Annotated in this window: 20 protein-coding genes; 12 read left to right on the top strand and 8 right to left on the bottom strand. The window is 68.5% G+C overall.

Features of this window, described 5'->3' with window-relative positions:
• Nucleotides 1-130 precede the first annotated feature (130 nt).
• From ACWEWT_RS28635 to kstR, 6 genes are all read right to left on the bottom strand, one after another.
• On the bottom strand, nucleotides 131-1,300 hold the full coding sequence (locus ACWEWT_RS28635; RefSeq protein ID WP_452563562.1) for an acyl-CoA dehydrogenase family protein: 1,170 nt from the start codon (nucleotides 1,298-1,300) through the stop codon (nucleotides 131-133).
• An 81-nt stretch (nucleotides 1,301-1,381) separates the two neighbouring features.
• The gene (locus ACWEWT_RS28630) at nucleotides 1,382-2,248 is read right to left on the bottom strand and encodes a metal ABC transporter permease (protein ID WP_452563560.1); all 867 of its coding nucleotides are present in this window, start codon (nucleotides 2,246-2,248) and stop codon (nucleotides 1,382-1,384) included.
• Nucleotides 2,249-3,220, bottom strand: coding sequence for a metal ABC transporter ATP-binding protein (locus ACWEWT_RS28625; protein ID WP_452563559.1), 972 nt, complete (start codon nucleotides 3,218-3,220; stop codon nucleotides 2,249-2,251).
• Between the two features lie 32 nt (nucleotides 3,221-3,252).
• A complete protein-coding gene (locus ACWEWT_RS28620; protein WP_452563557.1) occupies nucleotides 3,253-4,143 on the bottom strand; it encodes a metal ABC transporter solute-binding protein, Zn/Mn family in 891 nt (296 codons plus the stop codon).
• A 191-nt stretch (nucleotides 4,144-4,334) separates the two neighbouring features.
• A complete protein-coding gene (gene otsB / locus ACWEWT_RS28615) occupies nucleotides 4,335-6,887 on the bottom strand; it encodes a trehalose-phosphatase (protein ID WP_452563556.1) in 2,553 nt (850 codons plus the stop codon).
• Between the two features lie 324 nt (nucleotides 6,888-7,211).
• Entirely contained in the window at nucleotides 7,212-7,856 is a 645-nt protein-coding gene (gene kstR, locus ACWEWT_RS28610; RefSeq protein WP_452563554.1) for a cholesterol catabolism transcriptional regulator KstR, read from the bottom strand.
• A 141-nt stretch (nucleotides 7,857-7,997) separates the two neighbouring features.
• Here kstR and ACWEWT_RS28605 point away from each other — a divergent pair, with 141 nt between their 5' ends.
• From ACWEWT_RS28605 to ACWEWT_RS28550, 12 genes are all read left to right on the top strand, one after another.
• Nucleotides 7,998-10,169, top strand: a complete 2,172-nt coding sequence (locus ACWEWT_RS28605; RefSeq protein ID WP_452563552.1) for an acyl-CoA dehydrogenase family protein — start codon at nucleotides 7,998-8,000, stop codon at nucleotides 10,167-10,169.
• A gap of 26 nt (nucleotides 10,170-10,195) precedes the next feature.
• Nucleotides 10,196-11,260: an acyl-CoA dehydrogenase family protein gene (locus ACWEWT_RS28600; RefSeq protein WP_452563551.1), complete on the top strand. Its 1,065-nt coding sequence runs from the start codon at nucleotides 10,196-10,198 to the stop codon at nucleotides 11,258-11,260.
• Nucleotides 11,245-12,414, top strand: coding sequence for an acyl-CoA dehydrogenase family protein (locus tag ACWEWT_RS28595; protein ID WP_452563549.1), 1,170 nt, complete (start codon nucleotides 11,245-11,247; stop codon nucleotides 12,412-12,414). The genes ACWEWT_RS28600 and ACWEWT_RS28595 overlap by 16 nt, the downstream gene beginning before the upstream one ends.
• Nucleotides 12,415-13,004: 590 nt before the next feature.
• Nucleotides 13,005-13,943 carry a bifunctional MaoC family dehydratase N-terminal/OB-fold nucleic acid binding domain-containing protein gene (locus ACWEWT_RS28590; protein WP_452563547.1) on the top strand — a complete coding sequence of 313 codons (939 nt, stop codon included), beginning with the start codon at nucleotides 13,005-13,007 and terminating at the stop codon, nucleotides 13,941-13,943.
• Entirely contained in the window at nucleotides 13,940-14,365 is a 426-nt protein-coding gene (locus ACWEWT_RS28585) for a MaoC family dehydratase (protein WP_452563545.1), read from the top strand. The genes ACWEWT_RS28590 and ACWEWT_RS28585 overlap by 4 nt, the downstream gene beginning before the upstream one ends.
• Nucleotides 14,366-14,411: 46 nt before the next feature.
• On the top strand, nucleotides 14,412-15,605 hold the full coding sequence (locus ACWEWT_RS28580; RefSeq protein ID WP_452563543.1) for a lipid-transfer protein: 1,194 nt from the start codon (nucleotides 14,412-14,414) through the stop codon (nucleotides 15,603-15,605).
• 333 nt (nucleotides 15,606-15,938) lie between these two features.
• Entirely contained in the window at nucleotides 15,939-16,979 is a 1,041-nt protein-coding gene (locus ACWEWT_RS28575; RefSeq protein ID WP_452563541.1) for a DUF4129 domain-containing protein, read from the top strand.
• Nucleotides 16,976-17,470, top strand: coding sequence for a hypothetical protein (locus ACWEWT_RS28570; protein ID WP_452563539.1), 495 nt, complete (start codon nucleotides 16,976-16,978; stop codon nucleotides 17,468-17,470). Before ACWEWT_RS28575 ends, ACWEWT_RS28570 begins: the two co-directional genes overlap by 4 nt.
• 28 nt (nucleotides 17,471-17,498) lie before the next feature.
• Complete coding sequence (locus ACWEWT_RS28565; RefSeq protein ID WP_452477597.1) at nucleotides 17,499-18,461, top strand: AAA family ATPase; 963 nt, start codon at nucleotides 17,499-17,501, stop codon at nucleotides 18,459-18,461.
• Nucleotides 18,458-19,732: a DUF58 domain-containing protein gene (locus ACWEWT_RS28560; protein ID WP_452563537.1), complete on the top strand. Its 1,275-nt coding sequence runs from the start codon at nucleotides 18,458-18,460 to the stop codon at nucleotides 19,730-19,732. The genes ACWEWT_RS28565 and ACWEWT_RS28560 overlap by 4 nt, the downstream gene beginning before the upstream one ends.
• Nucleotides 19,729-20,226: a hypothetical protein gene (locus tag ACWEWT_RS28555; protein ID WP_452563536.1), complete on the top strand. Its 498-nt coding sequence runs from the start codon at nucleotides 19,729-19,731 to the stop codon at nucleotides 20,224-20,226. Before ACWEWT_RS28560 ends, ACWEWT_RS28555 begins: the two co-directional genes overlap by 4 nt.
• A 125-nt stretch (nucleotides 20,227-20,351) precedes the next feature.
• Nucleotides 20,352-21,980: an FAD-dependent monooxygenase gene (locus ACWEWT_RS28550; protein ID WP_452563535.1), complete on the top strand. Its 1,629-nt coding sequence runs from the start codon at nucleotides 20,352-20,354 to the stop codon at nucleotides 21,978-21,980.
• 36 nt (nucleotides 21,981-22,016) lie between these two features.
• On the opposite strand, the gene ACWEWT_RS28545 is transcribed toward ACWEWT_RS28550, so the two are convergent.
• Together ACWEWT_RS28545 and ACWEWT_RS28540 are read right to left on the bottom strand one after the other, a co-directional pair.
• A complete protein-coding gene (locus tag ACWEWT_RS28545) occupies nucleotides 22,017-22,322 on the bottom strand; it encodes a hypothetical protein (RefSeq protein ID WP_452563533.1) in 306 nt (101 codons plus the stop codon).
• A 136-nt stretch (nucleotides 22,323-22,458) separates the two neighbouring features.
• Nucleotides 22,459-22,737: a hypothetical protein gene (locus ACWEWT_RS28540; protein WP_452563531.1), complete on the bottom strand. Its 279-nt coding sequence runs from the start codon at nucleotides 22,735-22,737 to the stop codon at nucleotides 22,459-22,461.
• Between the last annotated feature and the right edge of the window lie 28 nt (nucleotides 22,738-22,765).

The raw sequence follows: 22,765 nt of genomic DNA, 5'->3' as shown, positions 1-22,765 counted from the left end.
GTTCACCTCCATGGGGGTGGGGCCCGCACCGGTTCTGGAGCGACAGAGCGAAGGAGCGCAGCGACTGAGCGCCGGAGTGAAGAACCGGGGTTGATAGGGCCCCGCCCACGCGGCGCCGGAGGCGGCGCCATCAACGCAGTACTTTGCGGCCGATGGCGTATTTGTGGACTTCGGTGGGGCCGTCGTAGAGGCGGAAGGGGCGCATATCGCGGAAGATCATCTCGACCACCGTTTCGTCACTGACGCCTATACCGCCCAGGATCTGGACGCAGCGGTCGGCGACCTTGAACAGTTCCTCGGAGACGAACGATTTGGCCATCGAGCTCTCGTGACGGGCCTTCTCACCGTTGTCCATGAGCCAGCAGGCGTGCCAGATGGTCAGCCGGCACTGGTGCAGCGCGATCTCGTTGTCGGCGATCATGAACGAGACACCCTGGTGTTCGCCCAGCGTCTTACCGAAAGCGGTGCGGGTCTTGGCGTGGTCTACGGCGATGCTCTGGGCGCGTTCGGCAGCCCCCAGCCAGCGCATGCAGTGGGTGAGACGGGCGGGGGCGAGGCGCAGCTGGGCATAGCGCAGGGCCTGGCCGGCTTCGCCGAGCAGTGCCGATTTCGGGAGGGTGAGGTTGTCGAAGCGGACCACGCAGTGCCCGGCCACATAGTTGCGGTCCATCGTGTTCATGGTGCGTTCGATGACGATGCCCGGCTGGTCGCCGTGGGTGAGGAACAGGGTGGGGCCGGCCGGGAGGTGGGGGTTGTCGCCGAGCAGGGCCATGATGATCCAGGTTTTGGCGCCGTTGGCGCCGGTGATCAGCCATTTGCGGCCTTCGATGGTGAAGTTCTCGCCGTCGAAGGTGGCGGTGGTGGCGAGCTGGCCGGGGTCGGAGCCGGCGCCGTCGGGTTCGGTCATGGCGAATACCGAGCGCTGGTGGCCGTCGACGACCGGCCGCAGGTAGCGTTCGGTCTGGGCGGGGTCCGCGATCTTGGAGAGCAGGAACATATTGCCCTCGTCCGGGGCGGCGCAGTTCATGGCGACCGGGCCCAGGGTGGACCAGCCGGCGGCTTCGTAGAGCACGGCCTGTTCCACATGGGTGAGGCCGCGGCCGCCGAGTTCGGTGGGGGCCTGGATGGTCAGCAGTTTCTCGGCGCGGGCGAGTTCCACGAGTTCCTGGCGGAGCTCGTCGGTGGGGCCGTGCGAGGTGATCCGGGGGTCGCGTTCGTAGGGCACGATCTTGTCTGCGACGAATGCGCGGACCCGGTCACGTTCGGCGGCGAGTTCGGCTGGAATCGTGAAGTCGATCATGGGGTCACCTTCGTCCGGGGGCGTTGAGGACGAGCATACGAAACCCCGCCCCCCAGACTGAAGGCACCTGACCTCAGCTGCTCAGCGGACCCGCGCGACCTGGCGTTGCCGAGCACCGATCAGCCGGCAGACCAGGTAGATCACGAACGAGATCGTGGTGACGAAGGTGGAGACGGGCGCTCCCGGCGCCAGCGAGAGCAGGATGCCGCCGACGGCGGATATCTCCGCGAAGAGCACCGCCAGAACGGTCGCCCGGACCGGATCGGCGGTGAGCTGGGCGGCCGCGGCCGCCGGGGTGATCAGCAGTGCCAGCACCAGCAGGGCGCCGACGATCTGGACACCGAAGGCCGCGGTGATACCGAGCATCACCGCGAACAGGATGGACAGGGCCCGCACCGGCACGCCCCGGGCCACCGCGACCTCGGGATCGGTACTGGCGAACAGCAGCGGGCGGTAGACCACGGCCAGCACGGCGAGCACCGCGGCCGTGCAGGTGGCCAGCAGGGTGAGCCCGCCGAAGCCGACACTGACGACCTGGCCGGTGAGCAGCGAGAATTTCGACCCCGCGCGTTCGGGGCCGAGCCACAGGAACAGCACCGAGAGGCCGAGACCGAACGACAGCACCACCGCGATCACCGAATCGCGTTCCCGGGCCCGGGTACCGAGCACCCCGAACAGTACGGCGGCCACCACCGATCCGACTATCGCACCGAGACCGACACCCGCGCCGACCAGCAGCGCGGCCGCCGCACCCGTCAGCGAGAGTTCGCTGGTGCCGTGGACCGCGAACGACATCTGCCGGCTGATGATCAGCGGGCCGATGACGCCGGCCAGCAGTCCGAGCAGTGCCGCCGCGACAACGGCCTGCTGTACGAAGTCGTAGCCGAGCAGATGCACGGTGGTCTGCACATCGAAGATCTCGCCGAGCACATCGGAGAGTTTGTCCATCTATCCGTTCGCCTGTCCCGATCGCAGGGTGAGTTCGGCGGTGGTGTCGCCGGGGTGCGGGGTGCCCGGTTCACCGTGGCAGTGGGCACCGGCGGTGCCGAGCGCGTCCATCGTGTCACCGGTGCCGACCACGACCAGCCGCCCCCGTACCCGCAGCACATCGACCTCGGTCTGGTAGAGCTCCGAGAGCACCGCCGAGGTCATGACCTCGTCCGGAGTGCCGATCCGGAATTTACCGCCGACCAGATACAGCACCCGGTCCACCAGCGGCAGGATCGGGTTGATCTCGTGGGTGACGAACAGTACCGCGGTGCCGTGCCGGCGCCGGCGGGCATCGATGAGCCCGGATACCAGTTGCTGGCTGGCCAGGTCGAGGCTGAGCAGCGGTTCGTCGCAGAGCAGAACCGCCGGATCCCCGATGAGCGCCTGCGCCACCCGCAGCCGCTGCTGTTCCCCGCCGGACATGCTCTCCAGTGGAGCTTTCGCGAACTTCTCGGCCCCGACATCGGCGATCGCCGCGGCGACCTTGCGGCGGCGCTCGGCGCGCCCGCGTAGGCCCAGTCCCCAGCGATGCCCGTCGACCCCGAGACCGACCAGATCGGTACCGCGTAGCTGCACGCCCGCGTCGATGGTGCGCTGCTGCGGGATGTAGCCGATATCGGGATGACCGGCCCGGGGCGCGGCGCCGGCGATCCGGGCCGTACCCGAGCTCAGGGCCAGCTGGCCGAGGAGGACCCGGAGCAGCGAGGTCTTCCCGGAACCGTTGGGGCCGAGCACCGCGATGAACTCACCGCGTTCGACACTGAGGTTCAGCTCCCGCCACAGGACTCGGTCGCCGAACGCCAGGGTGGCCGATTCCAGCCGGACAGCCGGCTCCGGGGCGGCCGCGGCGCCGCCGTCGGCCGGTCGGGCCGCGGCGATGCCGTCAGCGGCCGGAGCGGCGCGGTGAGCCGCCGGAGCGATATCGCTCATTTCGATCCATCCGTTCGTCGCGCTCGATGCCGTCAGCCGATGGCGTCGGCCAGCGCCTGGGCGTTCTGCGTCTGCCACGTTACGAAATCCGTTCCGGGTGGCAGGGTTTCGGTCACCTCTACCACCGGGATACCGGCGGCGTCCGCGGCGTCCCGCAGATCCCGGCCGACCTTGTCCTCGGTCTGCACGTTGTAGACCAGGACCGCGACCTGTTTATCGGTGATCATGTCGCGGGTGGCGGCGACCGCCGCGGGCGAGGGATCGGTCTCCTGTTCGATCGCCTCCTGGTAGGCGCGGGGCGTCCGGTCGACGGTACCGGCATCCTGCAGCAGGTAGTACGCGAGCGGTTCGGTCTGCAGGACCGGGGTACCGGCGCGGTCCGCCGCGATCCGGTCGGTGGTCGCGCCCACCTGACCGAGCCGGTCGGCGAACTGTGCGGCCCGATCGGTGTAGCCCTGGGCGTGCGCGGGGTCGATCTCGGCGAGCTGGTCGCCGATCTGCTCGGCGACCAGCGCGACGGTCTCCATGTCGTACCAGACGTGTTCGTTCGAATCGTCGCGGATCGCCGCGTCCCGGGCCGCGACCGCTTCGACGGTGCGCTTATCGCGGCCCTCGATCGCCTTCGCGACGAATTCGTCGTAGTGGCCGCCGTTGTACACCACCAGATCGGCATCGCTGAGCTGCGCGGATTCCACGGCCGAGGTCTCGTGTGAATGTGGGTCGGCGGCGGGGTCGGAGATGATCGCGGTGACCTCGGCATCGGGTCCCGCGACAGTGCTCGCGATATCGGCCCAGACATTGGTCGAGGCGATCACCGAGGGTTTACCGGAATCGGCGCCGGATCCGCCGCAGGCGGTGAGTGCTGCCGCGGCCGCTACCCCCACGGCGGTGATCAGGGCGCTACGGACATAGTGAGGTGACACGGGAAATACCTACCAGGCTGCTAATGGAAATCGTTTCCGTTTTACTTTAGCAGCCTTGGTCCCGCGCCCCGAACCGACCGGCCAGTATCCGATCCCGGCATCAGGGGCCTCGACCCCGCGCGCGCCGGCGCGCCGAAAAAACGGCGGGCCGCACCCGCGACCCGCCGTCTCCGCTCGTGGAGCGATGAACCCTACTTCCCGAGCAATTGCGCGCACCGCAGCAGACCGAGATGGCTGTAGGCCTGCGGATGGTTACCCAGCGACCGTTCCGCCACCGGGTCGTATTCCTCGCTGAGCAGCCCGGTCGGTCCGGCCACATCCACCAGTTGCGCGAACAGCGCTTCCGCGTCGGAGCGTTTACCGATGAGCAGGTAGGCCTCCACCAGCCAGGCCGCGCACAGATGGAATCCGCCTTCGCCGCCGGGCAGGCCGTCGTCGTGGTGGTAGCGGTAGACCGTGGATCCACTGCGCAGTTCGGCTTCGGTGGCGACCACCGTCGCGGCGAACCGCTGATCGGTGGGGTCGATGAGGCCGCTGAGCCCGATGTGCAGCGTCGCCGCGTCCAGGTCGATGCCGTCGTAGGCGGCGGTGTAGGACTGGACCTCGTCGTTCCAGCCCTTGGCCTTGACCTCGGCCGCGATGGTATCCCGCAGCGGCGCCCAATCGGCGTCGACCGGCCGGTCGAACTTCTCCGCCAGCGTGAGCGCGCGGTCGATCGTGAGCCAGCCCATCACCTTGGAGTAGACGTGGTGGCGGGGGTTGCCGCGGATCTCCCAGATGCCGTGGTCGGGTTCGGTCCAGCGCCGCTGGACCGCCGAGACCATGGCGTGCACGAGTTCCCAGTCGGCGTCGGGCAGTACCTTGCGCGGATCGGTGGTGCCCTGTTTCTCCCGGGCGTGGGCCAGGCTGGTGATGAGGTCCACGATCGGGCCGAATACATCCAGCTGGACCTGCATATTCGCCGCGTTGCCCACACGTACGGGGCGGGAACCCGCATAGCCGGGCAGCTGGTCGATCACCGCTTCCGGCGGCAGGGTTTCGCCGTAGATGGTGTACAGCGGGTGCAGGCGTTCGGGGCCCGGCAGCGTTTCCAGCACCCGGTGTACCCATTCCAGATACTGCTCGGCCTCACCCAACGACCCCAGCGAGACCAGGGCGCTGGCGGTGAGTGCGGCGTCGCGCAGCCAGCAGTAGCGGTAGTCCCAGTTGCGGACGCCGCCGATATCTTCGGGCAGTGAGGTGGTGGCCGCGGCCAGGATCGATCCCGACGGCGCGTGCACCAGACCGCGCAGGGTGAGCGCGGACCGTTTCATCAGATCGGGTTTGAGGGCGGGCAGGTCCAGGCCGAGGGCCCATTCCGACCAGTACAGTTCGGCGATCCGCCGCCGCTCGGCCTCGCCGGTCGCGGCGGGGGCCAGATCGTGTGTGCCGCACCGCAGTTCCAGAATGATCGGGCCGTCGGACGGGTCCACGACGGCAGTGGCCGAATCATGGGTGCCGTCGCTGTGGATCTGCCACTGGACGCCGGGCGCACGCAGGACGACCGGGTCGTTGGTACCCCAGACGCGCAGTCCTTCGGCCTCCACCTGGATCGATACCGGGACCTGCCCGAATTCCGGACGCGGCGCGAAGGTGATCTCGGCGGGTGCCGAACCGGTGATCACCCGGGTGAGATCGGTGCGATCGGGGTCGACATCATGCGGAAGATAGTCGGTGACCTGCAGTTTTGCCCAGCGGGTTTCGACGGTCATGGTGCCGTCGACGTATCGCTGGGACAGCGGCAGGCCCGGCCGCTGCGGTGCTACCGAGAAGTGCCCGGCGTCCATTCCGCCCAGCAGGTGGGCGAAGACGGCGGCCGAATCGGGCTCGGGATGGCAGAACCAGGTCACCGTGGCATCGGGGGTGACCAGTGCGACCGAACGCGGGCTGGCCAGCATGGTCAGCCGTTCGATCCGGGGTGCGCTGGCACCGGCCAGCCAGGTGCGGCGTTCTTCGAGCAGGAAGGCCAGTGCGTGCGAGACCGCCTCGGTGCTGTCGACCCGGTATTTGGCGAGCGATTCGCCCTCGCCGACCTTGATACCGATATCGGGGCCGGCCAGCGCGCGGAACGCCTTCTCGTCGGTGACGTCGTCGCCGAAGAACACCGCCGCCGATGCGCTCTCCTGGTGACGGACCGTGCTGAGGGCCGAACCCTTGTCGGTGGGTACCACGGCGAGCTCGATCACGGCCTTACCCTCGGTGACCTGCACGCCCACCCAGCAGGCCGGCCCCTGACGGGCCTGGCTCAGGGCTTGGCGGCCGATTTCGGGGGCGGCATTGCGCACATGGAGCGCGACGCTGGCGGGTTTGGTCTCCACCGAGACGCCGGGATGCTCCGCGGCGATCTTGTTCAAGGCGGCCACCACTTCGCGTAGCAACTGCCTGGCATCGCTGTCGATGGCGTGCACGAAGCCCACATCGAACTCCGAGCCGTGGCTACCGATCAATTGCACTTCGACCGGCAGTCGCGACAGCGCGGCGAGATCACGCAGCGCTCTGCCGGATATGACGGCGGCCGTGGTGCCGGACAGTCCGGCCAACGCGCGTAATGCCCGGACGGATTCTCCGTGCGGGTACGCCTTGGCCGGATCGGAAACGATGGGAGCGAGTGTCCCGTCGTAATCCGATGCGACGAGCAGTCGAGGCACGCGCGCGACCGTCGACAGTGCTCGGCGGAGTTCCAGTGGCAGATCCTGTGCGCTCACACATCCAACCTATTGATCGGAGTTTTCGTTAAGAGGGGGCGCGCATGACAATACTGTGTCGCGTTCCCCGATCCGATTCGGCGGGAAGTGCGGGCGGCCGCCCCCGGCGCGAGGTGTCGCCGATCGTCCGGTCGTCGGTGGTGCAGGTGCTGGCCGGGACGGAATTCCGGTTCCGGCCGCACCGGCAGCCATGGCGGATTGTGAGGTTTTTCCGGCTCTGTGGACACCCCGGCGAATGCTCGGATATCGCCGGGGCCCACCGGAATCGAGAGGGGCCGGGCGCGACGCCGGACAGTGGCTGCCGACGGCCGCGCCGCGAGGGTCTCAGGCGCGCTGGCCGAGCAGGAGGTCGACGGTCAGTTCGAGCCGTTCGGAGACATCGGTCGCGGACGCGCGGCGGGTGAGCCAGGCGACCAGATTCGACAGCCACACATCGCTGATGACGCGAGCGATGGCGAGCTGGCGGTCGGTGGGTTCGCCGTCGTTCATGGCCCGGGCGAACACCCGGTCCATAACCTTGCCGACCCGGTCGACCTCGGCGGCCGCCGAGGCGTCGGCGAACATGAACGCGCGGGTCATGGCCTCGGTGAGCAGGGGGTCGCGCTGCATCATCCGGGTGATCTGGGAGAGCAGTGTGTGCATCCGCTCCTCCGGTGACTGACCGGCCAGCGGTTTGCGTTTGCCCTCGAACTGCTCGAATTCCCGGGCCAGCGCCGAGACCAGCAGGTGCACCTTGGACGGGAAGTACCGGTACAGGGTGCCCACCGCGACATCGGCTCGTTCGGCCACGGCACGCATCTGCACCGCGTCGTAGCCGCCCTTGGAGGCGAGCGCGAGGGTGGCGTCCAGGATGCGCTTACGGCGTTCGCGTTGTGCCGACGAGCTCAGTTCGTCCTCCCGCAGCGTGGTGACGGGGGCGGCGGCTGCCGCGCCCGAATCGCCGGGCTGGGAACGGGAGGGGCTGGCCATGGAGTGGACTTCCTTTCCGTGACGCCTCGCGGACGTCAGCGCGTGAAGCGGTGCGGTGGGCGCTTCTCTTGACTTCCGCCCGCCGAGGATATTAGAACATGTTCTAGGTGTGGGAGTCACGCCGGAAAGGCGGTATGGACTGTGACCATCGCCACCACTGACGAGCATAAAGCCGTCCAACAGTCGATGAGCGGCTGGGCTGCGGCGGCGCAACCGATTGCAACAATGCGCGCCGACACGACCGACTTCTGGCGCACCTACTGGGCAACGCTGACCGATCTCGGAATCTTCCGGGTGGCGGTGGCCGAGGACGCCGGGGGCGCGGGCGGATCGGTCTCCGATCTGGCCGTATTCATCGAACAGGCAGCGCACGATATGGTCGGCGGCCCGCTGCTGACCAGTGCGGTCGCCGGGCTGGTGACGGCCGGCCGGCTGCCGGAGGAGCAGCCCTGCGGGATCGCGCTCGATACGGTCGCCGGCGACGGGGCCACGTCCGGTAACGGGCCCGCGGCGCTCGACAGCGCCGGATTGCTGAGCGGCAGCTGGGAATCGGTGCTCGGCGCCGCGTCCGGGACGGCGGTACTGCTGCCGGTGGACACCGCGGAGGGCCGGCGCTGGTGCCTGCTGGGTCCGGATACCCCCGGACTGCAGCTCGAGGCCCTGGAACCCCTCGATCCGACGACCCCGCTCGCCCGGGTCCGCTGTACCGGGGCGCGGGTCGACCCGGACGCGGTCTTCGCGCCCGAGTACGCGGTGGAAGACCTGCTGGTCGCGCTGTTCGTGGCCGAGCTGGCGGGCGTTACGGGCTGGTGCCTGACCACCGCGGTGGAATACGCGAAGGTGCGCGAGCAGTTCGGGCGCCGGATCGGCTCGTTCCAGGCGGTCAAGCACATCTGCGCGTGGATGCTCTGCCGTACCGAACTCATCCGGTCGGTCGCCGCAGACGCCGCCGCCGCGGTGGATTCCGGCGGTGGCGAACTGCCGATCGCGGCCGCGATCGCCGCGACCATCAGTCTGGACGCCGCGGTGGAAACCGCGAAGGACTGTATCCAGGTGCTCGGCGGAATCGGCTTCACCTGGGAACACGACGCGCACCTGTACCTGCGCCGGGCGACGGCACTGCGCCAGCTGCTCGGCGGCGGTGCGTACTGGCGGGCCCGCGTCACCGAACTGACCCGGGCCGGTAAGCGTCGCACCACCGGGGCCGACCGGGTGTTCGCCGACGCCGCCCTGGTGGGCGGTGAGTCCGATACCGAGACCGTCACCGACGAACTCGCCGCCGAGGTGGCCCGGGTGGCCGCGCTGCCGGCCGATGAACAGCGCGGCGCGCTGGCCGACGCGGGGCTGATCATGCCGCACTGGCCCGCGCCCTACGGTCGCGGCGCCGATCCGATGACCGGGCTGGTGATCTCGGAGGAGCTGCGCCGGGCCGGGCTGACCGTCCCCGATCTCACGATCGGCGGCTGGGCGGTGCCGACCCTGCTGCAGCACGGCGCGCCCGAACAGATCGAACGCTTCGCCTGGCCGACCCTGCGCGGCGAGGTGGTGTGGTGCCAGTTGTTCAGCGAACCCGGTGCCGGTTCGGATCTGGCGGCACTGCGCACCACGGCCGAACGCACCGAGGGCGGCTGGATACTCAACGGCCAGAAGGTGTGGACCTCGCTGGCGAAGGAAGCGAACTGGGCGATCTGCCTGGCCCGCACCGACGCGAGCGCGCCCAAACACAAGGGCATCAGCTATTTCCTGGTCGATATGCGCAGTGCCGGGATCGATATCCGGCCGCTGGTGCAGATCACCGGTGAGGCCCGGTTCAGCGAGGTCTTCCTGGACGGGGTCTTCGTACCCGACGACTGTGTGGTCGGTGCGCTGGGCAACGGCTGGAAGATAGCCCGTTCGACGCTGTCGGCCGAACGGGTAGCCATGAGCGGTAACGGCATCGGCCCGGCGCTCGAGGAACTGATCGCCAAACTCCCGGCGACCGGCCGCGGTTCGGAATTGCTCAACGATCGGCTGGGCGGTTTCGTCGCCGATGCCGTCGCCGGGCTGTTGCTGGAACAGCGCGCGGCGATCCGGATCCTGGCCGGCGCCGACCCCGGTGCGCAGAGCAGTGTGCGCAAACTCGTGGGTGTGCGGCATCGGCAGGCGGTGGCCGAGTTCGCCGTCGAGGCGGCCGGTCCGGCCGGCGCGCGCACGACCGAGGACACCTCGGAATTCCTGCTCACCCGCTGTCTGTCGATCGCGGGTGGAACCGAGCAGATCCTGTTGACCGTGGCAGCCGAGCGGATTCTCGGACTGCCCCGCGACGCGGGTTAATTTCTGCGACGACTGGAGAGCGAAACGTGGACTTCACCCGAGACGAGGCTCAAGAGGCGGTGGCCGAGGTCGTCGTCGGACTGCTGGAGCGAGAGGCGGCGCGCGATGCCGGACTCTGGCCCGCACTGACGGCCAGCGGTCTGCTGTCGGTGGCGCTACCGGAGCAGTACGGCGGCGACGATATGGGTATCGACGCCGTATCGGTCCTGCTGACCGAGCTGGCCACCGATGCCGTCGCCGCCCCGGCGCTACCGACCCTGGGCTTCGGTGTGCTGCCCCTGCTGGGCGCGGTACCCGAGGCGGTGGCCGCGGAGGTCTTCCCGGCGGTGGCCGAGGGCGCGGTGCTCACGGCCGCCATCAGCGAACCCGGGGCGCCGCTGACCACCGAACCCACCACCAAAGCCGAGGTGATCGGCGACGACGTGCGTATCACCGGGTACAAAGTGGCCGTACCGTGCGCTGATCAGGCGCGCTGGCTGTTGGTGACCACCGATTCCGGCGTGGCCCTGGTCGATTCGAGCGCTCCGGGGCTCTCGCTGCACCCGTCGTCGATCTCCGGAGAACTCGCCGAATTCTCGGTGGAACTCGACGGAGTCGTGGTGCCCGCCGATCGGTTGCTGCCGGACGCGGGCCCGCGGCTGCACCGGTTCGTGCTCGCCGCCATCGGCGCGGCGGCCGACGGATTGCTGTCGGGTGCGGTGAAATTGACCGCCGCCCATGTGGGAACGCGGCACCAGTTCAACCGGCCGCTCGCCGAGTTCCAGGCGGTGGCCCAGCAGATCGCCGACCTCTATGTGGTGTCCCGTACGCTGCATGTGGCCGCGGTCTCTGCCAATTGGGCTCTCGGACAGGACGATTCGAATCCCGAGCGGCAGCAGCGCATCGACGACGATCTGAACGTGCTCGCCTACACTGTGGCCGCGGAGCTTCCGCGCGCCATGCAGAAATGTCATCACCTGCACGGCGGTATCGGAGTGGATGTCACGCACTCCATGCACCGCTACTACTCACAGTCCAAGGACCTCGCCCGTTGGCTGGGCGGCGCCGCGTTGCGGCTCGAACGATTGGGGGCAGGGTGTTCATCGATCTGACCAGCGAACAACGCAAACTACGCGACGACCTGCGCGCCTACTTCGCCGATCTCGTCACCCCGGAAGAGGCCGCCGCGATGCAGGTCAACCGGCACGGCGACGCCTACCGCGAGGTCGTGCGCCGGATGGGCCGGGACGGCTGGCTGGGTGTCGGCTGGCCCAAGGAGTACGGCGGCCAGGGTTTCGGCCCCGTCGAACAGCAGATCTTCTACAACGAGGCATCCCGGGCCGATGTCCCGCTGCCACTGGTCACACTGCTGACCGTCGGCCCGACCCTGCAGCGGTACGGCACGCAGGAGCAGAAGGAGAAGTTCCTGCCCGGGATCCTCTCCGGCGATATCCATTTCGCCATCGGCTACTCCGAACCGGAGGCCGGGACCGATCTGGCGGCCCTGCGCACCAGTGCCACCAGGGACGATTCGGGTGATTGGATCGTCAACGGCCAGAAGATCTTCACCACCGGCGCGCACGAGGCCGACTACGTCTGGCTCGCCTGCCGCACCGGGCCGGTGGCCGACCGGCACCGCGCGATCACCATCCTGATCGCGGATACGAAGGATCCGGGCTATTCCTGGACGCCGATCATCACCGCCGACGGTGCCCACCACACCAACGCCACCTATTTCGACAGCGTCAAGGTTCCGGCGAACATGCTGGTCGGCGAGGAGAACAAGGGCTGGCGCCTGATCACCACCCAGCTCAACCACGAGCGGGTGAGCCTGGGACCGTCGGGCAAGATCGAACAGCTCTACGACAAGGTCCGTGATTGGGCCCGCCCACGCGGGGTGCTCGACCACCCCGACGCCCGACTGTCGCTCGGCCGCATCCACGCCATGACCCGGCTCAACGAGCTGCTGAACTGGCAGGTGGCGGCCACCGCCGACGCTCCGGACCAGGATCCCGCGCAGGTCATCGCGGACGCTTCGGCGACCAAGATCTTCTCCACCGAATCGCTACAGGAAGCGGGCCGGTTGGCCGAGGAGGTCGTCGGCCGCTTCGGCGACCCGGCCGAACCCGCCACGGCCGAGCTGCTGACCTGGCTCGACCGGCGGACCAAGCAGAACGTGGTGGTGACCTTCGGCGGCGGTGTGAACGAAGTGATGCGCGAACTGGTCGCCTCCGCGGGCCTGAAGCTGCCGCGAGTACCGCGCTGATGCGATGTGTGGCCGGTCGTCCAGAAGTCGGAGGCTGTCGAGCACGGACAGTGCCGTGAGCCCACTGCTGGCCACGGTGCACCTCCGCACGAGCTGTCCGTCCACTCCGGATGGTCGGCTCCTGCGGTCGGGCCCGCCCCGGTTCTGGAGCGTGGGAGCCAGGCAGTGCAGCAATTCAGTGTGCGCCGGCGGCTGTCTGCCGATCGACGACGGTCGGCAGGTCACCCAGGTGATCGGGCTGCACGCACACACGTACCTTTCGTCCACTCCGGATGGTCCACCTCGGTGGGTGGGGCCCGCCCCGGTTCTGGAGCGACGAAGCGAAGGAGCGCAGCGATTCAGTGTGCGCCGGTGGTCGTCTGCCGATCGACGACAGACGACGGTCGGGAGGTCACCCAGGTGATCGGGCTGCACATACACACGCACTTTTCGTCTACTCCGGATGGTCGGCTGCTGTGGTCGGGGCCCGCCCCGGTTCTGGAGCGACGGAGCGAAGGAGCGAAGCGACTGAGCGTAGGAGTGAAGAACCGGGGTTAATAGGGCCCCGACCCCGCGGCGCCGAAGGCGACGCCAAAATTAAGGAGCAGTGCGTGCCGGACACAAGTACTCCGGAAGCGATCATCGCCGCCGCGGAGCAGATCAGGGCGGCCGGCGCCAGCGCGCCGCGGCCCGGCCGCGATCCGGTGAACCAGCCGATGATCAACAACTGGGTGGAGGCGCTGGGCGATACGAACCCGGTCTACGTCGACGAGGCCGCCGCGAAGGCCGCCGGGTTCGAGGGGATCGTGGCCCCGCCCGCCATGGCCCAGGTGTGGACCATGCTGGGGCTGGGTGGGAAACGTCCGTCCGACGACCCCATGGAGGCCACCAACGCGCTGCTCGATTCCGCCGGGTACACCTCGGTGGTCGGCACCAACTGCGAGCAGATCTACCACCGTTATGTGCGGCCCGGTGAAGAGGTGAGCATCACCAGCGCGCTGGACAGTATCAAGGGCCCGAAACGGACCGGGCTGGGTGAGGGGTTCTTCCTGACCTACCGCACCAGCTGGTACGTCGGCGACGAACTCGTCACCGAGATGCTGTTCCGCATCCTGAAGTTCGCGCCCGGTACCGGTGCCGCACCGAAGGCCGCGCCCGCGGATCGGGTGCGGCCGCTGGTTTCGCACGACACCGAATTCTTCTGGGAGGGCACGAAAGCCGGGGAGTTGCGGATCCAGCAGCTTCCCGACGGCACGTTGCGCCATCCGCCGATTCCGGCCATCTGGCAGGACAAGTCCGAACCGGTCGCCTATGTGGTGTCCGCCGGGAAGGGCACGGTTTTCAGTTACGTCGTGCACCACGCGCCCAAGGTGCCCGGACGCGATCTGCCGTTCGTGGTCGCGCTGGTGGAACTCGAGGAAGGGGTGCGGATGCTGGGCGAACTGCGCGGTATCGCGCCCGAAGAGGTCGAGGTGGGGCTGGCGGTGGTCGCCGGTTTCGAGAAACTCGACGACGATACGGTGCTGCCGTTCTGGAAGGTGTCCGCATGACCGCCACATTCGATCCGGCCGCGGTCCGGGTCGGGACCGAACTGCCCGAACTGTCGATCCACGCCGACCCGACGTTCGTCATCAGTACCGCCCTGGCGACCCGGGATTTCCAGGATGTGCACCACGACCGGGACAAGGCGATCGAGCGCGGTTCGAAGGATATCTTCGTCAATATCCTCACCGATACGGGTCTGGTGCAGCGTTTCGTCACCGACTGGTCGGGGCCGGGCACCGTGCTGAAATCCATCTCCCTGCGCCTCGGCGTGCCGCTGTACGCCTACGACACCCTGACCCTCACCGGCAAGGTCGTCGAACTCGACGGTGCGGATGTCCGGCTGGAGGTCGTCGGCAAGGACAGCCTGGGCGATCACATCGTCGCGACGGTGGTCGCCACCGTCCCGGGTGCCGGGGGCGGGGCGTGAGCACCTGGAACGCCCGGTTCCATCCAGCCCGCGGAATGAGGCTCGTATGACTACTTCTGAACATCCCCTGTCCGGCCGGGCCGCCATCGCGGGTATCGGCGCCACCGATTTCTCCAAGGAGTCCGGCCGCAGTGAGTTGCGGCTGGCCGCCGAGGCCGTGACCGCGGCCCTGGCCGATGCCGGGCTCACCCCGGCCGATGTGGACGGTCTGACAACCTTCACGATGGATACCAATCTGCAGGTCGCGGTGGCGCGGGCGGTCGGTATTCCGCAGCTCAAATTCTTCAGCCATATCGGTTACGGCGGTGGCGCGGCCTGCGCCACGGTGCAGCAGGCCGCCATGGCCGTGGCGACCGGGGTCGCCGATGTGGTGGTGGCGTATCGGGCCTTCAACGAACGGTCGGTCTCGCGGTTCGGTCAGTTCTCCAGTTCGCTGGCCGCCGCTCCCACCTCCTCGGGTATCGACGCCGGTTGGTCCTATCCACACGGGCTGGGCACGCCCGCCGCGCAGGTGGCGATGGTCGCCCGGCGGTACATGCATGTCTACGGCGCGACCTCCGCGGATTTCGGCCGGGTCGCGGTGGCCGATCGCAAACACGCGGCGGTGAACCCGAACGCCTTCTTCTACAACAAGCCGATAACCCTGGAAGACCACCAGAACTCGCGCTGGATCGCCGAACCGCTGCATCTGCTGGATTGCTGTCAGGAGTCCGACGGCGGTGTGGCGATCGTGGTGACCAGTGTGGAGCGGGCGCGCGATCTGCCGAATCCGGCGGCCGTGATCACCGCCGCGGCCCAGGGCAGCGGCGCCGACCAGTACGTCATGACCAGCTATTACCGGGACGCGCTGACCGGACTTCCGGAAATGGGCCTGGTGGGTGACCAGTTGTGGGCGCAGAGCGGATTGCGGCCCGCCGATATGCAGGCCGCGATTCTCTATGACCACTTCACCCCGTTCGTCCTCATGCAGTTGGAGGAACTCGGATTCTGCCCGCGCGGTGAAGCCAGGGATTTCATCGCCGACGGCGCTATCGAAATCGGCGGAAAACTACCGATCAATACCCATGGCGGTCAGCTGGGTGAGGCATACATCCACGGCATGAACGGTATCGCCGAAGCCGTCCGCCAGCTGCGCGGAACCTCGGTGAATCAAGTCGACGATATGGAAAATGTGCTGGTCACCGCGGGTACGGGTGTGCCGACCTCGGGTCTGGTGCTGAGCGCGGACCGGTCCGCGTAGCCGAATCGCCGCCGGTTGACCTGTCAACCGCGATAGACAGCCGCCGCACCGCGGCCGGGCGACCGGTCGCGGCGCGGTGCCGGTTCGATGCCCGAGCTGAACAGGTGGAAACGGACATCGGTAACCGGTCGCCGTGCCCCGACGCGGTTGTGAGTATTCACAGTCGGGAACAAGATATAACTGTCGATCGATCAATGGGCAGTAGGTTTGCCGCCGAGGGGTTGATAAAGGTGGAAAACTCGTCATTTCATATTGCCGATTCGCTACCGAACCGGCCGTCCGGCATGTAAACATGTGGCTGTTCTTGGCAGTGAGCAGGTTCGAGGTATCGGGTTGGCCGGGTCGCGGGCGCTGATCGCGCGCATTGTTGCGGTGTTCGCGCTGTTGTTCTGCGCTGTCATCGCCCTGCGCGGACATATTCCGGGGATGTCGGAGAGCGGTGATTCGGCGGGCGGCACACCCTCGGCGCTCACCGTCGCGCTGATGCCGGTCCTGCTCGCCGTCTCGATCGTGGTGCTGCTGGCCGGGGTGATCGCCAGCCAGCACCGGCTCGGCCTGGCCATGCCCGATCTCGATTCCGACGAGACCGAATCGCATTGGCGGCTGGGTCGCTTCGGATTGGTCGTGCTGTTCCTGCTGGCGGTCGTCGGCGTACTCGCGGCCGTTGTCTTCGCCGTCTACTTCATCGGAATCCAGCGCGTCGCCGAGCCGGCTCCGGCCGCGCCGCCCGGTACTCCCGCCCCGCAGCATCCGGCCGTACCGCCCGGTACCGAGCAGGACCAGCCGGTCCTCACCGGAACCGGGCTCATCCTCGCGACCGCCGCCGCGGGCACACTGGTCGCGGTCGCGGTGACCGGGCTGGCCGTCGTCACGGTCAACACCCAGCGCCGCGAACGTCCGGAGGCCCCCGACGACGCCGAGGCCGCGGGCGGGGAACCACCGGCCACCGATACCGATTCCCTGGTGAAGGCCGCCGAAATGGGCCTGGCCGCGATGAACGTACCGGGCCAGGACCCGCGGACCGCGATCATCGCCTGCTATATCGCGATGGAACGCGGCCTGATCTACGCACGCGGCCTGGCGCCGCTGGCCTCCGATACACCCATGGAAGTACTCGCGCGCGCGTTCGAGCACGGGGCCCTGCACGAAGCCTCGGCCCGGGAACTGGTCGCGCTGTTCGAAGAGGCGCGGTTCAGTCCGCATTCCATGCTGTCCTGGCAGCGGATGCGAGCCGAACAGCTGCTGCGGGTGGCGCTCTCCGATCTGCAGGGCACCGCGCCGGCCGATCCGGCGGTATCGGCCGTTCCGGACCTCGCCGGCTATCCGCCCGCGGTACCGCCGGCCGGACCGTCGAGCGAGGTGAGGTCGCGATGAGCAGACCCTGGATCGTCGTGGCCGCCGTCCTCGCGGTCGCCGTCCTCGAGGTGGCCGCGTATCTGCGGGCCCGGGAATTCGTGCTGATCGCCGCCGGCATACCGGTCGCGATCGCCCTGTGCTGCTTCGTCTGGGTGCTGCTGCGCCCGGAGAAGCGCGAAAAGGAACTCGCCGACGAGATGGAGAACGGGCCCGCCGAAATGCTGCGTCACTGGCATGCCCGGGCCGAAATGCTCGTCGACCGTGCCGACGGCAGCCGCGCCGACTGGGATCGGCATCTGCGGCCGCTGCTGGCCAAGGAGTTCCAGCTGTCCGCCGGTCTGCGGGTCAGCAAGAACCGGCGGGCGCTGGAAAGCGCCGGTGTCCATTTGTTCGGCGCCGAATTGTGGCGCTGGGTGGATCCGGCCGATTCGGCGCTGCGTGACCAGAACACGCCCGCGCCGGGCCGCGCGGCTCTGGACGAGATCCTGAGCCGCCTTCAGAGAATGTGAAACGGGTCGACCCATTGCGAGAAATGACATGACGATGCCCTTGGACGCGACCGTCCAACGCACCGAAGCCGTACTCCGGGAGGTTTCCCGGGTGGTGGTAGGCAAACGCGAAGAGCTACAGCTCATCATGATCGCGATCCTGTCCGGCGGCCATGTGCTCATCGAGGACCTGCCCGGCCTGGGCAAGACATTGATCGCCCGGTCCTTCGCGGCCGCTCTCGGCCTGGACTTCACCCGGGTGCAGTTCACTCCCGACCTGCTCCCGGCCGATCTGCTCGGTTCCACCATCTACGACATGTCCACCGGCCGGTTCACCTTCCGCCGGGGCCCGGTGTTCACGCATATGCTGCTCGCCGACGAGGTGAACCGCACGCCGCCGAAAACCCAGGCGGCGCTGCTGGAAGCGATGGCCGAGGGCCAGGTCAGTATCGACGGCGAGACGTTCCCGCTGCCACAACCGTTCATCGTGCTCGCCACCGACAACCCCATCGAATACGAGGGCACCTACCCGCTACCCGAGGCTCAGCTGGACCGGTTCGCCATCCAGCTGCGTCTGGGCTACCTGTCCGAACAGGACGAGACCCATATGATCCGCCGCCGGTTGGAGCGCGGCGCGGCGGAGCCCCGGGTGAACCAGGTGATCGATGCCAAGGGTCTGCTGGAGATGCGGAACGCGGTGGAGTTCGTCTCGGTCCACCCGGATGTGGTGGGTTATGTGGTGGCGCTGGCGAGCGCGACCCGGGCGCACGCGCAGGTCGAGGTCGGTGCCAGCCCCCGATCCGAACTCGATCTCGTGCAGATGGCCCGTGCCCGCGCGCTGCTGAACGGCCGCGACTTCGTGGTCCCCGAAGATGTGAAGGCACTCGCGATTCCCGCCATGGCGCACCGGATCACCCTGCGGCCGGAGATGTGGGTGCGCCGTATCCGCGGCGAGGACGTGATCAGCGAACTGCTGCGCCGCCTGCCGGTCCCGCGCGCCGCCACGCCATGAGACACCGCGACGCCAGTGCCACGGTGGAGGCCCGCCTGCGCTGGCGCCCCGCTCCGCTCACCTATCTGCTGGCCATCGCCTCGGCCGTCGCGCTGCTCGGCGCGGTGGTCGCCGGCAGCTGGCAGCTGGTCGTCTTCGCCTCGCCGATGCTCGGTGTGCTGGCCAGCGCGCCCTGGCAGGTGTCGCGCACCCGGATCCAGGTGGACGGTAGCGGTACGCAACGGTGTTTCGAGAACGAAGAGGTCACTGTCACCATCGCCGCCTTCGTCGACCAGGGGCAGGCGCTGCTGCGCTGTAAACCGGTCGCGGTCGACGGTATGACGGTGACCGTGGAGGAGTCCGAGGATTCCGGGAGGGCGCCGGCCGGGCTGCGGTTGACGGTATCGGCGGCCCGGTGGGGTCGCTATCCGATCAAGGTCCGGGTGAAGGCATTGAGCCCGGCCGGAATGGCATTGGCCACCGCGACCCTGCCCGCCGGTGAGGTCTACGTCTATCCGATCACCGATCCGCAGCGGATGCGGTTGCCGCGCACCGAACTTCCCGAACGTCTCGGCGTACACCTCACCCGCCGGCACGGTCCCGGCGTGGAATACGCCGATATCCGCGCCTACGCCCCCGGCGACCAGTTGCGCATCGTCAACTGGCCGGTGAGTGCCCGCCGGGGCCGCCTGTACGTGACCGAACGCCTCACCAATCGTTCGGCCGATGTGGTGGTGCTGGTGGACACTTCGCAGCAGGCTCCCGGTCCGGCCAGCGACGCGCTGGAGCTCTCGGTACGCGGGGCGGCGCAGGTGGTGCAGTCCACCCTGCAGGCCGGGGACCGCACCGCGGTCGTCTGCCTGGGGCAGTCTCCGCGCTGGCTGCGCCCGGATATCGGCCGCCGCCAGTTCTACCGGATCGTCGACACCGTGCTCGACGTCGGCGACGAGTTCATCCCGACGACCGGCACGCTGGCGCCCTACGCCGCTGTCCCGCTGGGCGCGGTGATCGTCGCGTTCACCACCCTGCTGGACACCCAGTTCGCTCTCGCGCTGATCGATCTGCGCAAACGCGGACATGTGGTGGTGGCGGTGGATGTGCTGCGCGGCAGCCCGTTCGCCGGTGATCTGGACCCGACCATGGAGAAGATGTGGCAGCTGGAGCGGATGTCGATGTACCGCGATATGAGCACGGTCGGCGTGGATATCGTCCCGTGGGCCGCTGACGCCCGCCTCGACCAGACGATGCGCCTGCTGCCCCAGCACCGCCGCATGGTCCGGGTGCGCCGATGATCAAATTCCTCGCGCATCTGTCCGGCACGCTGCTGGTGCTGCTGGTCGCCCTGATCCAGCCCTGGGCGGCTCCCGCCGCGATCGTGCTGGTGGTCGTGGGCTGGTGGTGGCGCTGGTCGGCGATCGGCGCGGTCCTGCTGGTGATCGGGGTGCTCGCCCTCTCCGATACCGGTCTGGTCGCGGCGGCCGCGGCCGGTCTGGTGGCCACCACCTATCTGCTGAACATCGCGACCGTCACGGCGCCGCGCGGGGTCGTACCGACGACATTGCCGTCGGTCGTGGGCGCGGTGCTGTGGACGGCGGCGGCCGGGCTGGCGGCGCTGCTACCGGTCGAACTGGTGTGGGCGCCGGTGGTCGCGCCGGTGCTGGTGATCCTGTTGTCGTCGATCCTCACCTACAGCATCACCACGGCGCGCCGTCGGCCTCCCGTGGTATCGCCGCCCGCGCCCCCGGCAGGCATCGAAGACGAGGCGGCCGCGCGCCCGGATCGATGAAGAAAATGCGTTTCCACCCCTGCCCCTTCTAAAGATATAGCGCACCCGGGGGCTTGCGGCAAGGCCCGGGTCGTACCGCATACTCGCTGGCCGAGCCCACAACAGTGGGACAGAGAGGTGACGAGGTGCGAGTGCGGACGTCGGCGAACGGCAACGAACAACGACCGGCGCGGCAGGGATCGGCGGTGGATACCGAGGTGATCATCGTGGGCGCCGGGCCGACCGGTCTGATGCTGGCCGCCGAACTGAGTCTGGCGGGAGTGCGACCGCTGCTGCTGGAGAAGTACCCCCAGCCCAGAACGACGCAGAAGGCGCAGGGCCTCGGTGGACAGATCCTGCAACTGTTGCACTACCGAGGGTTGCTGGAGCGGATCGAAGCGGCCGTGACCGCTCCCGAACCGCCACCGCGATACCCCTTCGGTGGTGTGCACGTAGATCTGACCGGCATAGTGGATCCACCGTTGCGCGGGTTGCCGCTGCCGCAGACGCGGTTGGAAGAGCTGCTGGCCGAGCGGGTGCACGAGCTCGGCGCGGATATCCGCCGCGGACACGAGGTGGTCGCGGTGCGTCAGGACGACAGCTCGGTGACAGCGGAGGTATCCGGTCCCGACGGCCCGTACCGGATCACCGCTCGCTACCTCGTCGGTTGTGACGGCGGGCGCAGCCCGATCCGGGAGATGGCCGGTATCGCCTTCACCGGCACCACATATCCGGAGGTGAACCGGCTGTGCCAGGTCACCGTGCCCGATTCGGTGACCCGCCTCGACAACGGCGATATCGAGGTCCCCGGTATGGGCCGGATCAGCACCGGCTTCACCCGTACCGAACACGGTGCGTTCGGATACGGGTCGCTGACTCCCGATGTGCTGATGTTCTCGACCGTCGAGGACGAGTCCACCGATATCGCCGACGACGAACCGATGACCCTGACCGAATTCCGGGACAGTGTCCGCCGGGTGCTCGGCGCGGAGATCCCGCTGGGTGAACCGTTGCGGTTGGCGCGCTACACCTTCAAGGACCGGCACGCCGAGAACTACCGCGCCGGCAGGATTCTGCTGGCGGGCGATTCGGCGCATCTGCTGCCCGCCACCGGTTCGGGACTCAACACCGGGATGCTCGACGCGGTGAACCTCGCCTGGAAACTGGCCGCCGATGTGCGGGGCCGGGCCCCGGCCGGGCTGGTCGACAGCTACCACACGGAGCGGCACTACGCGGGTGCCCGCGCCCTGCGGCAGACTCGTGCCCAGGTGGCATTGCGGCGCGGACTGGACCCGGCCGCCGAAGCTCTCCGGGAGGTCGTCGGGGAACTGCTCGGCGAGGAGCGGACCGCCCGCCGTATCGCCGGCTTCATCGCGGGAACCGACGTCCGCTACGACCTGCCCAACCCGAACGGGCATCCGTCGACCGGAACGTTCGCCCCCGACCTGGCGCTGCGCGCCGGCGCCGGCGCGACCACCCTCGCCGGCCTCCTGCACACAGCACGGCCGGTCCTGCTGGACCTCGGCGGCCGAGCGGAACTGCGCGAGATCGCCGGGGGATGGGCGGACCGTATCGATATCCGCACCGCCACCACCGACGACCGCCCGGCCGACGCTCTCCTGATCCGCCCCGACGCGCATATCGCCTGGGCGGCGACGGTCGGCGAACCGGCCGACAGCGCGGTGGCCGGATTGCGGGAGGCGCTGTCCGGCTGGTTCGGGGAGCCGCGCAGCACACCGGCGCTCGCCGGCGACCAGGGATCAGAAGGGCACTAGCGGCACCGGAGTTCGCGGTTCACGCGCACCCACCGGTCACAGAATCGGTGGGTGCGCACCGCGATCGATGATATGAACCCCCACCCACGGGCACGGGCCGCCGTGTGCGCCGATCCGTCCGGTGGCCGCCGATACGATCTCCCGGCAATCCCGCCCGGGGCAGCCGACCGAACGAACCGCACCATCGGGACGACCGCCCGCCCGCAACACGATTCGCAACTGCCGCGTGGTGACCGTGGGCGCGCATCCGCAGCGGGCTCCGATATCCAGCACGGGCACCCCGATCCACGGGCAGATACCGGTGACATTGCGATCGTGCTCCCCGATCCGTCCCTCGATCACGGGCGCCCCTTTCAAACAGAAGAGGGATTCGGGGCACCGGACTCGGCGATGCGGGGGCGTATCGGATATCCACTCCAGCATCGCGGCGGTGACCCAGGGGACCGGATGCGCTTCGCATACCGGCCACACCGCCCGCTCAGCCGGCACGACGCTGCGCCGCCCGATACTGGGCGATGACGACGTCGATCTCGTGTTGCAGCCGGATGTGCGGTGCCGGTTCCTCGGCCCGCAACCCGGCCGCGATCCGTTCGAGCAGCCCGAGATCGGTGCAGTGGTCGTCGTGCCACAGCGCCCGGGCGAGCGCGATGGACTGATTGCTGATCGGCCCCCGCAGCGGTAGCGGGGATTCATGCGACCCGGGCGAAAACGATAGTGTCGCGTCAGGGGCCCGAAGCTCTTCTTCACCAGCTGTCATGTCCTGCTCCCGAGTTGTCGAATATCTG

It is taken from the genome of Nocardia sp. NPDC003963, from assembly GCF_053605105.1.
The sequence above is the reverse complement of the archived record's forward strand: the minus strand, read 5'-3'. Positions and strand labels throughout refer to the sequence as shown.